At 62.2% G+C, this 12596-nt stretch carries 12 protein-coding genes; 7 read left to right on the forward strand and 5 right to left on the reverse strand.

The window, feature by feature from the left end:
* The first annotated feature begins 106 nt into the window (after nt 1-106).
* The 7 genes from So717_RS06360 (at nt 107) to So717_RS06390 (ending at nt 7935) form a co-directional block, all read left to right on the forward strand.
* Nucleotides 107-1687, forward strand: a complete 1581-nt coding sequence (locus tag So717_RS06360) for an ABC transporter substrate-binding protein (protein ID WP_159975374.1) — start codon at nt 107-109, stop codon at nt 1685-1687.
* A gap of 93 nt (nt 1688-1780) precedes the next feature.
* Nucleotides 1781-3346 carry an ABC transporter substrate-binding protein gene (locus tag So717_RS06365; RefSeq protein ID WP_159975375.1) on the forward strand — a complete coding sequence of 522 codons (1566 nt, stop codon included), beginning with the start codon at nt 1781-1783 and terminating at the stop codon, nt 3344-3346.
* Nucleotides 3347-3431: 85 nt separating this feature from the next.
* A complete protein-coding gene (locus So717_RS06370) occupies nt 3432-3851 on the forward strand; it encodes a hypothetical protein (protein ID WP_159975376.1) in 420 nt (139 codons plus the stop codon).
* Between the two features lie 77 nt (nt 3852-3928).
* Entirely contained in the window at nt 3929-4909 is a 981-nt protein-coding gene (locus tag So717_RS06375) for an ABC transporter permease (RefSeq protein WP_159975377.1), read from the forward strand.
* Entirely contained in the window at nt 4909-5856 is a 948-nt protein-coding gene (locus So717_RS06380; RefSeq protein WP_159975378.1) for an ABC transporter permease, read from the forward strand. Before So717_RS06375 ends, So717_RS06380 begins: the two co-directional genes overlap by 1 nt.
* A 145-nt stretch (nt 5857-6001) precedes the next feature.
* Nucleotides 6002-6973, forward strand: a complete 972-nt coding sequence (locus So717_RS06385) for an ABC transporter ATP-binding protein (protein WP_159975379.1) — start codon at nt 6002-6004, stop codon at nt 6971-6973.
* Nucleotides 6973-7935, forward strand: coding sequence for an ABC transporter ATP-binding protein (locus So717_RS06390; protein WP_159975644.1), 963 nt, complete (start codon nt 6973-6975; stop codon nt 7933-7935). Before So717_RS06385 ends, So717_RS06390 begins: the two co-directional genes overlap by 1 nt.
* Nucleotides 7936-7940: 5 nt before the next feature.
* Here So717_RS06390 and So717_RS06395 read toward each other — a convergent pair whose 3' ends face one another.
* The 5 genes from So717_RS06395 to So717_RS06415 are packed head-to-tail and all read right to left on the reverse strand — an operon-like array spanning nt 7941 to nt 12595.
* Nucleotides 7941-8693 carry an N-acyl homoserine lactonase family protein gene (locus So717_RS06395; RefSeq protein ID WP_159975380.1) on the reverse strand — a complete coding sequence of 251 codons (753 nt, stop codon included), beginning with the start codon at nt 8691-8693 and terminating at the stop codon, nt 7941-7943.
* 1 nt (nt 8694) lies between these two features.
* On the reverse strand, nt 8695-9261 hold the full coding sequence (locus tag So717_RS06400) for a PqiC family protein (RefSeq protein ID WP_159975381.1): 567 nt from the start codon (nt 9259-9261) through the stop codon (nt 8695-8697).
* Nucleotides 9262-9264: 3 nt separating this feature from the next.
* The gene (locus So717_RS06405) at nt 9265-11349 is read right to left on the reverse strand and encodes a PqiB family protein (RefSeq protein WP_159975382.1); all 2085 of its coding nucleotides are present in this window, start codon (nt 11347-11349) and stop codon (nt 9265-9267) included.
* Nucleotides 11346-11990 carry a paraquat-inducible protein A gene (locus So717_RS06410; protein ID WP_159975383.1) on the reverse strand — a complete coding sequence of 215 codons (645 nt, stop codon included), beginning with the start codon at nt 11988-11990 and terminating at the stop codon, nt 11346-11348. The genes So717_RS06405 and So717_RS06410 overlap by 4 nt, the downstream gene beginning before the upstream one ends.
* Nucleotides 11957-12595 carry a paraquat-inducible protein A gene (locus So717_RS06415; RefSeq protein WP_159975384.1) on the reverse strand — a complete coding sequence of 213 codons (639 nt, stop codon included), beginning with the start codon at nt 12593-12595 and terminating at the stop codon, nt 11957-11959. The genes So717_RS06410 and So717_RS06415 overlap by 34 nt, the downstream gene beginning before the upstream one ends.
* Nucleotide 12596 lies beyond the last annotated feature (1 nt).

A 12596-nucleotide genomic window follows, 5' to 3' on the forward strand; every position in this document is an offset into this window, starting at 1 on the left:
TTGCAGATAGGGCGGGTAGTTCGCCACTAAGTTGTGCAAAGGGCTTGCCAAACTGGGCGCAGTCCCGAAGATTGCGGGCAGAAAAAAACAAACCGGGGAAATGACCATGAGAAAAACCACAGCCGTATTGTCCGCTGCGATCCTGCTGTCCAGCACCGCGCTGGCCTCAGCGGAGACCCTGCGCTGGGCCCGTGCGGGCGATGCCCTGACACTGGACCCGCATTCCCAGAATGAAGGTCCCACGCACACCATTCGCCACCAGATCTACGAACCACTGATCATTCGCGATGTGACCGGGGCGTTTGAGCCTGCGCTGGCCACCGACTGGGCGCCGTCTGAAGCAGATCCGAACGTTTGGGTCTTCAATTTGCGCCAGGGCGTGACCTTCCACGATGGCGCGGCCTTCACCGCCGAAGACGTCGTGTTCAGCTTTGAACGAGCCAAGCAGCCGAATTCCGACATGAAAGAGCTGATTGGTTCAATCACCGAAGTGCGCGCGGTCGACGATCACACCGTCGAGATGGTTACCGACGGGCCAAACCCGATCCTGCCCAGCAACCTCACCAATCTGTTCATCATGGACAAGGATTGGACCGAGGCCAACAACACCGTGAAGGTGCAGGACTTTGAAGGTGGCGAGCTGACATTTGCCACTACAAGCACCAATGGCACCGGTCCTTATGTGCTGCAAAGCCGCGAGCAGGACGTGCGCACGGTGATGACGCTCAACGAGAACTACTGGGGCATCGACCAGTTTCCGCTGGATGTGACCGAGATCATCTACACGCCGATCCAGAACGCCGCGACTCGCGTGGCTGCGCTGTTGTCCGGCGAGATCGACTTCTTACAGGACATGCCGGTGCAGGACCTTGAGCGCGTGGCCAGTGCGCCCGGGCTTGTCGTGAAGAAGGCGCCGCAGAACCGTGTGATCTTCTTCGGCATGAACCAGGGGCCTGACGATATCGAAGCGGACAACGTGGACGGCGCGAACCCCTTGGCAGACGTGCGTGTGCGCCAGGCGATGTCCATGGCGATCAACCGCGATGCGATCCAGCAGGTGGTGATGCGCGGCCAATCCGAGCCTGCGGGCATGATCGCGCCGCCCTTCGTGAATGGCTGGACCGAGGCAATGGACGCCTCCTCAACCACGGATCTGGATGCCGCCAAAGGGCTGATGGCGGATGCGGGATACGGCGATGGCTTCTCGATCCGGCTGGATTGCCCGAACGACCGCTACATCAATGACGAGGCGATCTGTCAGGCGGCAGTTGGCATGCTGGCGCAGATCGGCGTGACCGTGAACCTCGATGCCAAGCCCAAGGCGCAGCATTTCCCGCTGATCACCGACGGGAAGACCGATTTCTACATGCTGGGCTGGGGCGTGCCGACTTACGATTCCGAGTACATCTTCAACTTCCTTGTGCACGGGCGCGAGAGCGATATTGGCACCTGGAACGGCACAGGGTTCGACAGCGATGATCTTGACGCCAAGATCAAGTCGCTGGCGTCCAACACCGATCTGGCGGCGCGCGACCAGACCATTGCGGACATCTGGCAAGTGGTGCAGGACGAGCAGCTCTACATCCCGGTGCACCACCAGGTGCTGAACTGGAGCATGGTTGAGAAGGTCCAGATCGAGGTCGACCCCGAGGATCAGCCCAAGGTCAAATACTTCGAGATCAACTGAGCCTGATGGCTTTGTAATCGATATCGGCGTGGCCCCATACCGGGGGCCGCGCTGCACGCACGTTCCCGCATCTTTGCTGAAAGGGTTCTTTCGATGTTTCGATCTATTTCACTTGCTGTTGCCGTTACGGTGTCTGCCTCTGCTCTTGTGGCGGAGGAGTTCCGATGGGCCGAAACCACCGACCCGCAGACGATGGACCCGCATGCGGTGAATTCGGCGGCTGTTTTAGGCTTTCTGAACAACGTCTACGAAGGGCTCGTCCGACGCGGCAAGGACATGACTATCGAACCAGCACTGGCAACCCGCTGGGAGCCCATTGGTGACGGTGAAGGTTGGCGGTTCACCCTGCGCGAGGGTGTGACCTTCCATGATGGCAGCGCCTTCACGGCGGAGGACGTGCTGTTTTCCTACGAGCGCGCATCGAGCGAGGCGGCGGATACGCGCAGCTGGTTTGCGCCGGTGTCTGAGGTCAAGGTGGTCGACGATTACACCATCGACATCATGACCAGCGCGCCCAACCCGATCTTCCCCGACAGCATCGCCAACTGGATGATGATGGATTCCGGCTGGGCAGAGGCCAGCAGCGCCGAGCGGCCTGACAAGGACAACGGCAACTTCGCCACGCTCAACGCCAATGGCACCGGCGCGTTTCAACTGACCACGCGCGAGCCCGGCCTGCGCACGGTGTTGGAACCCTTCGATGGCTGGTGGGATGAGGCAGAGCACAACATTACAAGGGCGGAACTGACCCCGATCCAGAACCCTGCGACCGCCGTGGCGGCTCTGCTGTCTGGCGATGTGGATTTTATCAATCCGGTGCCCATTCAGGATACGGCGCGACTGGCCGCAAACGATCAGGTCAAGGTTATTCAAGGCATCGAGGCGCGGGTGATCATGCTGGGCTTTCCGCATGAGGCCGAGGCGCTGAAATACTCCGGAGAGACGACCAACACAAATCCCTTCGCCGATGTGCGCGTGCGCCAGGCGGTGGCCCATGCGATCAACGTGCCCGCGATCTTGCAGACCATCATGCGGGGCAATGCCGAAGAGGTGAGCCAGCTGGTCAGCCCGGCGATGCGCGGTTTCAGCGGTGATCTGGCTGCGCGGCCTGCGTTTGATCCCGACAAGGCGCGCGCGCTGCTGGCCGAGGCAGGCTATCCCGACGGCTTCTCCTTTGGTCTGAAATGCCCGAATGACCGGTATCTGAATGACGAAGCTGTCTGTCAGGCGGTCACCGGCATGCTGGCGCAGGTTGGAGTGCGTGCGACGCTCGACGCCATGCCGGTGCAGAACTACTGGCCCGAGCTGCGCGCCGACAACTATGATATGTATCTGCTGGGTTGGTCGCCGGGCACGTTCGACGCAGAGCACCCCGTGCGTTTCCTCGCCAGCACGCCCAATGAAGAGAAGAAGCTTGGGTCCTGGAACTTCGGCGGGTTCTCAAATGCGCGGGTGGACGAGTTGCTGCCAATGATCCAGTCGGAGATTGACGACAGCAAAAGGCAGATGATGCTGGATGAGACCGCAAAGATCCTGCAGGACGAGGTGGCCTATGTGCCGCTTTACGTGCAACCACTTGTCTGGGGCACGCAGGCCAATATTGAGCTGACGCAGCGGCCGGATAACTTCTTCATCCTGCGCTGGGTGACTGTGAACTAAGGGTTCCTCCCGGACCGTGATGCTGGCGGTGCTGTTTGGACAACGAAAGGAGACCAAAGTGCTACGATCTTGCAGATTTACCCTCTTGGCCTGCCTTGTCGGTCTGGCCGCCTGCACGACCTTGTCGTCGGCTGACCGGGTTGTGCGCGACGTTGATTACGTCGGTCTCTACAACGATATCAACGGCACATTGTCAGATGGCACAGCCTTCACGGGAAAGGCGTGGTTCAAGCGTTCTGCAAGGGTCGGTGACTTCTGCCTGCAGATGTCAGATGCGGTGTGCTCGGGGCGGTACGCGGCAAGTCCTGCCCGGCGCGTCTCAGGCGATTTTGTCTGTTCCAATGGGGTGACCGGCAGCTACGAAACAGACCGCACCAGGAGAGGCAGTTTTGTGGTGCCCGTTGAAGCGACGGGTAGCCTGTCCGACGGGCGCACCGCACGCGCCACATTCTCTGAGGTAAAAGAGGGGCGAGGCACCGCTCAGTGTTTTGTCCCGCCCGCCTAAGCACATATGAACCGGGTTGTAGCCCTTGAGGCTGCAACCTCCTTGACCCTCTTTCACAGGCACTGTCTGCTCACATCATGCTCGCTTTCATCATCCGCCGCGTCCTGCAGTCGATCCTTGTGCTTCTTGTGGTCGGGGCTGTGGCCTTCTCCATGTTCCGCTTCGTGGGTGACCCCATCGACAACATGCTGGGTCAGGAACGTACGCAGGCGGATATCGAGCGGCTGCGCGCGGATCTTGGCCTCGATCAGCCGTTTCCGGTGCAATATTACAAGTTCCTCGAAGGCGCGGTGCAGGGCAACTTCGGGGTGAGCTACCGGCAAGGCCGACCCGTGTCTGACATCCTGCTGGAGCGTGCGCCAGCGACGCTGGAGCTGGCCGCCGTGTCGGGCTTTCTGGCGATCAGCATCGGCATTGCGCTCGGGGTCTTCACCGCAATCCGGCGCAATGGGTTTGCGGCGAATGCAATCATGTCCGTGTCGTTGATTGGGGTGTCGCTGCCCACCTTTCTCATAGGCATCCTTTTGATTTATTTGTTCTCCGTGGAGCTGGGCTGGCTGCCCAGTTTCGGGCGGGGTGAGACGGTGAAGGTCGGTGGCTGGTCCACCGGGTTTCTTACGGAAAGCGGGTTGAAAGCGCTGATCCTGCCGTCGATCACGCTGGGGCTTTACCAGATGACGCTGATCATGCGGCTGGTGCGCTCGGAAATGCTGGAGGTCCTGCGGCAGGACTACATCCGCTTTGCCCGCGCCCGAGGCCTGCGGGACCGTGCGGTGAACTTCCGTCACGCGCTGAAAAACACGCTGGTGCCAGTGATCACGGTCACGGGGCTGCAGCTCGGCTCGATCATCGCCTTCGCGATCATCACGGAGACGGTGTTTCAGTGGCCGGGCGTGGGGCTGCTCTTCATCAACGCGATCCAGTTTGTGGATATCCCGGTCATGGCGGCGTATCTGATGCTGATCTCGGTTATGTTCGTGGGCATCAATCTGATCGTGGACCTTCTCTATTTTGCAATTGATCCGCGTCTGCGCGCGGACAGAACGGCGGCGCACTGATGGCAGAGATCACACCTGACCCCGTGGTGGAACGGTCACGCCTGCGGCTCGCGCTGGACAGCGATTTCGCCTATCAGTTCCGCAAATCACCCGTGGCGATAGTGTCAGCCGCAGTTGTCCTGGTGATGGTCCTGAGCGCGCTTTTGGCGCCGCTGATCGCGCCCTACAATCCGTTTGATCCGGCCTCGCTGAACCTGATGAACGGATTCTCCAAACCGATGGAGCCCAACGCGTTTACGGGCGAGACCTTTTGGCTCGGCACCGATGATCAGGGGCGGGATGTGTTCTCAACCATCCTCTATGGCATGCGGATTTCGCTATTTGTCGGCGCAGCAGCGGTACTGTTTGCTATGGTGCTGGGCGTCACGCTGGGGCTGATCGCGGGGTATCTGGGCGGCTGGACCGAGACGATCATCATGCGGGTTGCGGATGTGCAGCTGACTTTCCCCGCGATCCTTGTGGCCATGCTGATCTTTGGTGTGGCCAAGGGCATCACGCCGGTTGAGTACCGCGATCAGATGGCGATCTGGGTGCTGATCATCGCGATTGGTCTCAGCGATTGGGTGCAGTTTGCCCGTGTGGTGCGGGGTGCGACCCTGGTGGAGAAGAACAAGGAATACGTGCAGGCCGCCCGGCTGATCGGGCGCGGGTCTGGTGCGATCATGCTGCGGCACATCCTGCCGAATGTGTTGTCGCCTGTGCTGGTGATCGCCACGATCTCGCTGGCGCTGGCGATCATCGCCGAAGCGACGCTCAGCTTCCTCGGCGTCGGCGCGCCACCCACGCAGCCGTCGCTGGGCACGCTGATACGCATCGGTCAGGGGTTCCTGTTTTCGGGTGAATGGTGGATCCTGCTCTTCCCCGCCGTGACGCTGCTGGCGCTGGCCCTCAGCGTCAACCTGCTGGGCGATTGGCTGCGCGATGCGCTGAACCCGAGGTTGCGGTGATGTTCCTCAAACAACCGATGGGCCCAGTGGAAACCAGTGGGCAGCCCCGTGCCCGCAGTCGGACGCTGCCCTCAGCGCGCGGGTCAGCTCTGGTCATCACCTTTTCAAAGGGCGATATCAAAGCATTCTCAGAGGCATATCCAAGATGACAGGCGCCATCCTCTCCATCCGCAACCTCACAGTCGAAATCCCAACGCGATACGGCATTCTGCGGCCTGTGAACGGAGTTTCCTACGATATCGCCGCCGGGGAAATCCTCGGTGTCGTGGGCGAGTCCGGGGCGGGCAAGTCGATGGCGGGCAATGCGGTCATCGGGCTGTTGACCCCGCCAGCGCATATCGCCTCGGGCGAGATCCACGTGGGTGGCACGCGGGTGGATCAACTCAAGGGCGACGCCATGCGGCGGCTGCGCGGCAAGGAGATCGGTATGGTCTTTCAGGACCCGCTGACCTCGCTCAACCCTCTGCTCAGAATCGGGGATCAGCTGACCGAAACGATGCTCGCGCATCTCGATATCAGCCGAGCAGAAGCGGACCGTCGCGCGGTGGCCGCTCTCGAAGAGGTCGGCATTCCGGGAGCCGCCGAGCGTGTGGGCAGCTACCCACATGAATTTTCCGGCGGCATGCGTCAGCGGGTGGTGATTGCGCTCGCGCTCTGTGCGGAACCAAGCCTTGTCATCGCCGATGAACCAACGACCGCGCTGGATGTCTCGGTGCAGGCGCAGATCATTGCACTTTTGAAACGGCTGTGTCGCGAGCGGGGTACGGCGGTGATGCTGATCACCCACGACATGGGCGTGATCGCGGAGGCGGCAGACCGCGTGGCGGTGATGTATGCGGGCAAACTGGCGGAACTTGGCCCCGTGCGTGACGTGATCACGCAGCCGCGCCACCCCTACACATACGGCTTGATGGGATCGACGCCCTTGGCGTCGCGTGGCAAGGACCGGCTGCATCAGATTCCGGGCGCCATGCCGCGTCTTGATGCGCTGCCCGAGGGCTGTGCGTTTCACCCCCGTTGTCCCAAGGCGCAGGATGCGTGTCGCAGAACGCCGGAGCCGAAGATGGATGGGCGCGCGGCCTGTTTCTTTCCGATGGTTGGGGAGGCCGTGGCCTGATGGCGCTGGTGGATGTGCGCAACCTGACACGTATTTTTGACGTGTCGAAGCCCTGGCTGAACCGTGTGGTGGAGCGGCGCGGGAAGTCCTATCTGACCGCTGTGTCCGACGTGAGCTTCGAGATTGCGGAGCGTTCTGTTTATGCGCTGGTGGGCGAGAGCGGGTCGGGCAAATCGACCATCGGCAAGATGCTGGTGGGGCTGCTTGGCCCCTCTGAGGGCGCGGTGGAGATCCGCGGCACCGATCTTGCGCGTGAGACGGATGCCGCCAAGGTCGATGCGGTGCGGCGCGATATCCAGATGATCTTTCAGGACCCCTTTGCCTCGCTCAACCCGCGCTGGCGGGTCCGTGATATCATCGTGGAGCCAGTGGCTGCGCGCGGTGGCGACACGACCGGCATGGCCGAGCGCCTGCTGGAGCAGGTGGGGCTGTCGGCCAAGGATGCTGGCAAGTTCCCGCATGAATTTTCCGGCGGCCAGCGGCAGCGTATCTGCATTGCCCGCGCGCTGGCCTCCGAGCCCAAGCTGATTGTCTGTGACGAGCCGACAAGCGCCCTCGATGTCTCGGTGCAGGCGCAGGTTCTGAACCTGATGAGCGACCTGAAGGATGAGTTCGGGCTGACCTATCTCTTCATCAGCCACGATCTCACGGTTGTGCAGCATATGGCCGACCGGATTGGCGTGCTCTACCTCGGGCGGCTGGTGGAGGAGGCGGCGCCGGACGCGCTCTTTGACGATCCCAAGCATCCCTATAGCCAGATGTTGCTCGCTGCCGCGCCGCAGCTCGACAATTTCGGGCGCGAGGTGCCGCCGCCCACGGGTGAGATCCCCGATCCGATCAACCCGCCCAAGGGCTGCGCGTTTCACCCGCGCTGTCCTTTGGCGGAAGATGTCTGCAGCCAGACCCGCCCGGAGATGCGCGAGATCCGGGGCGCGCGCGTGGCCTGCCATATGGCGGAGTAAGTGACTTAACCGTAAAAGTCGGGTGCTTTGCGCAGCTCTGGCCATTGCTTTGGGCAGTGTCCGTAAATCACCATCGCCTGCCTGTCCTGTGCGATTTGCATGAGCCGGTGGGCGCTTGCCTTCGCGGCCTCGACGTCCCACGCCCCGGCACAGCCCTCGTCTATCTCTTCTGGGCGGCTGATTGCGTCTGAGGTCAACACGACCGCGCCGGTGTCCGGGAGCGTGACGCAGAACGCCAGTTGCCCCGGTGTGTGACCCGGCACGAGATAGACGTCGAAACCTGGCCCGAGTTCCGTATCGCCTTCGATCAGGATTTCGTCCTGATCCGGCCATGTCATGGCCTCTTTGCCTGGCCAATAGATCGGGCGCAGCAGGGCGCGTTCAGCGGCTGCAATTAGGAGTGTTGCGTCGGGAAAACCGTGCAGGAAACCTACATGATCGATGTGTGTGTGGCTTTGGATCATCAAAGTGATGTCTGCTGCGGTCAGACCAAGCAGCGCAAGCTGCGCAGGTGCGAGATTCTTGGGCGAAAGCGAAAGCACGCGGCCAAAAGGGTCTAACCCGTCCTCGGCGCTAGCCGCCGCAGCATTGCTGGCGTATTTGGCGGGAAAGCCCGTGTCTATCAGGATGTTTTCACCCGCATCCGTCTGGATGAGATAGCCGCAAATGCCTATGATCCGGCTGGTCTCATGTACTTGAAACAGCCCATAGTCGAGCACCGCCAACCGGCGGGGATGCCCGTTCAACAGGGCGGGCATGCTATCTCAGCCCGGCACGGGCAACAAAGCGCGCCAGATCGAGCATGATCTGCCCACGGGCGGCTGCAATTGCCTGCGGACCACCTTCAGGGTCAAAGGGGACCGCCAGATCGAATAGCCCCGACCGCTCGCGCCTGCCATCCGGCACGGCCACAAAATACTGACCCGTCGCGCGAAAGCGCCCGTCTGCCTCGGCCACCAGGCTTTCGAAGCGCAGATCAAGCCGCGCGTCGGGAAAGCTCTCGAACGGCCAGGGCGCGGAGGCCACACGCGCCCCGCTCAGGCCCGCCAGATGGCGCGCCAGTTCCAGCGCCACGGCGCGTTCGGGCGTATCGGCCCAGAGGGTGCCGCCATCACTGCTGAGCCGCCCGTCTGCATCCAGCCGCGAGATTTCGTCAGAGGCCGCATAGGCCGGCAGCGACACCTCGCGGATTTCCACGGCACGAAAGGCGATGCGCTGCTGTTCGGCGACCGATGGCTGCGGCACCACATAGCGATCAGGGGCGGCGGTGCAGGCCGCCAGAGTGAGCAGCGCAAGGGCGCCAATGGTCGAAAAGTTGGAAAACATGGATCAACGTCCCCTGATCAATGCGCTGGGATTGCGCTCCAGCAGCCGGGCGAGCGAGGTGAGCGCGTCAGCGGCCTGCGAGATGTCACGCAGGGCGGCTTGCGCGTCACGGCTGATCACGTCGCCCTTGTTGTAGCCTTCGATGGTGCGGCTGGCCTGATCGAAAACTGCGGTGATGCGGTCGACCAGCGCGGGCAGATCGCGGCTCGACAAGGCCACCGCATCCGCCGCCTCGCGGGTGGAGGCCAGCGTGGCGTTCACGTTGCGCACGGCCCCGCCTTCGCGCAGTTCGGCCAACGTTGCGTTCAATTCGTCAAGGGCCGCCCCCAGCGCGGCGGGCAACTCCTGCGCGGCCGTGGTGGCAAGAATTTTGTCGGCGGAGACAAGCAGCTCGGTCAACTGCACGGTCAGCTCTTCCAGCGGCATCGCCTCGGCCTTGGCGGCCACTCCGCTGAGGTTGTCGATCAGCTCCGGTATCCCGGCGACCGAGGCATTGACCGCCGCTGCCGCATCTGTCGCTTCGGCAATGGCAGCGACGACACGGTCTACCGCGCGGCCATCCTCGATCTGCTGCAGAATGCTGTCGACCCGCGCCAGGGCCGCGTTCAGCGACACTGGAATGTTACGCACATCCTCCGATGTGAGCAGCCCGCGCAGATCGCCCAGAAGGGCGCGCACTTCCAGCGGCGTTTCCCGCAGCTCCTGGCTTGAGACAAAGGCCTCAGCGCTTTGCATAAAGCCGATGGCGCTGTTCAGCAGCTCTTCGATGGGCAGGCTGTTGATCCGCGTGAAAACGCCCTCGACCGTCGCCGTGGCGTCGGAGATTTCGCTGTCGGTTGTGGGCAGCCGGGCGATCTGATCGGCGGAGAGGGTCAACTCGGCCGGGGGGGCGTCTTCCACTTCGATCAACTCGATCTTCAGCCCACCCGTGAGCAGGCTGGCCGAGGCCAGCCGCGCGCGCATGCCGTCCGCCACCTGCGCCCGCAGGAACTCCAGCGCGCGCTCGGGGCTTACCTCATCCTGAAGCCCGAGACGTCCGGGCTGAATGCCGATCACCACATCTAGGCGCACGCGATTATCACCGAAAGCATCGGAATCGACGATCCCCGACAGGCTTTGAACCGAGCCGATGCGCAGCCCGCTCCATTCCACAGGGGCACCCACCGCGAGGCCCGAGATGTTCTCGTCAAAGATCACCTGCAGTTCCAGTTGCTCCGTTTCAGAGGCGTTGAAGACGCTGTTCCGGGCGCTGGCTTCATCGCCATAGACCTCGAAGACCGCGCCATCGCTGACCCGTCCGCGTCCGGAGACGAAGGTGTCGAAAGTCAGGCCGCCGCTGATCACGGTTGCCAGTGATGAAAAATCAACCTCGGCGCCGGAGGGGCCGAGCGAGACGCTGAAGCCCGATGTGTCCCAGAAGCGGGTAGAACTGCTGATCAGGCGGCCATGCGGTTCATAGATGATGGCTTCGGCAATCACAAAAGCCCCGTTGCGCGAAATGCGCGCCGGACCGACCCGGCCGACCTCGATGCCGCGAAAGAGGATCGGTGCGTTGTCGGTCAGATAGCCATCGGGGCGGGTGCGCAGGGCGATCTGCAGCCCTTCTTTTCCGGGCTGGAACAGCGGCGGATCCTCCAGCCCTCTGAAGCTGCTGCGTTCCTGTCCGACCTCGCTGTCCCAAGAGCCTTCGATAAAGATCCCGCTCAGAACCGTATCGAGACCCGAGACCCCCTGGATAGAGAGCTCAGGCTGCACCACCCAAAAGGACGCACCGGCATCGACGAAGGGGGCGATCTCTTTCTCCAGCCGCACCTGGGCCACCACACCGTCCAGCCCTTCGGCGAATGTTACATTCTCGACGAGGCCCACCGTCACATCGCGAAAGCGCAGCTCCGTCTGACCCGCTGCGATGCCCGCACCGCTTTCGAACTGGATCGAGATCAGCGGCCCACGGTCGTTGTAGGACTGCCATGCCACAATGAGTGAGATCACCAGCGCGATGAAAGGGATCACCCAGACGATGGAGGCCCGGCCAAACATGCTCGCACGTGCGGGGTCAATCGGCACGGGGGCGGGGGTGTCGGTCATTCTGGCTCTTGTCCTCTGCCCTGTTGCGCATCCCAGATCATGCGGCTGTCAAATGCCTGTGCCGAGAGCATAGTGAAAATCACCGAGAGCGCAAAAAATAGACTGGCGAGGCCTGGGTTGATGGCCACCAGCACCTTGAGTTGCACCAGTGAAGACAGGATCGCAACCACGAATATGTCGATCATGGACCAGCGCCCGATGTACTCCACCACCTCATAGAGCATCTGGCGCTGGGTCTTGGACACAGCGGAGGGTCGCCGGACCGAGATCGCCAGAAAGGCGATGGCCATGAATTTGCCAATGGGAATGGCCACGCTTGCCAGTAGGATGATCAGCGCAACGCCGATACTGCCGTAGTGAATAAGCTCAATGGCGCCGCCGACGATGGTGTCTTCCTGCACAAAGAACAGCGTGCGGGTTTGCAGCATCGGATAGATATTGGCGGGGATGTAGCAGATCAGACCCATGATCCACCAGGCCCAGACCCGCTGCAGGCTCTTGGTGTCGCGCTGGACAAGCTGGTGGCCGCATCGTCCACAGGTTTTGACCTCCGCAGGCCAGACCTGAAGGCAGCGCGTGCAGGCGACAACCCCGAGGTCACGCGCGTTTATGACCGTTTCGGTTTGCTCAGCGCGTTCCATACTGACCACCTGCACAACACATTGTCCTGCACCACAACAAGCACCACCAGCATGGAAAACAGCCAGAAGGCGGGGCCAAAGCTAACGTCAGCCAGATCACTGACCTTGACCAGCGCCACGGCGCAGCCGATCACGAAGATCTCTGCCATGGACCACGGGCGCAGGGTTTCGGCAAGGCGAAACGCCTGCGCTGCGTGCCGGGCGGGCGGACGGTCCAGCACCAGCGGCACCAGCACGTAGAGCGACAACAACACCCGGGTCAGTGGCACAAAGATGATCAGCGCCGCCGTCGCCAGCGACAGCACCACCAGCGGCCCGTCGCTGAAGGCCAGCGCTGCATCAAGGACCGAGACAGAGTTGCGTGCGCCGGTGACGGAGATCGACAGAAAAGGGAAGATCGCGGCGGCCGTGATTAAAATGACAATCGCAACGGAGAGCGCGATGATCTGCAGCCCGGCCTTGCGCCGGGGCATGATCAGCACCGTGTCACAGCGGTGGCAGACCGCACGCTCCCCATGACCCGGGCGCGACAGCGTATAGGCCGCATCGCAATGCGGGCAGACGATCAGATCGTCACGCGGCTTTGGGGCATCGGGCGCGGTCATG

Origin of the sequence: Roseobacter cerasinus (assembly GCF_009811755.1) — a bacterium.
GTDB classification, from domain to species: Bacteria; Pseudomonadota; Alphaproteobacteria; order Rhodobacterales; family Rhodobacteraceae; genus Roseobacter; species Roseobacter cerasinus.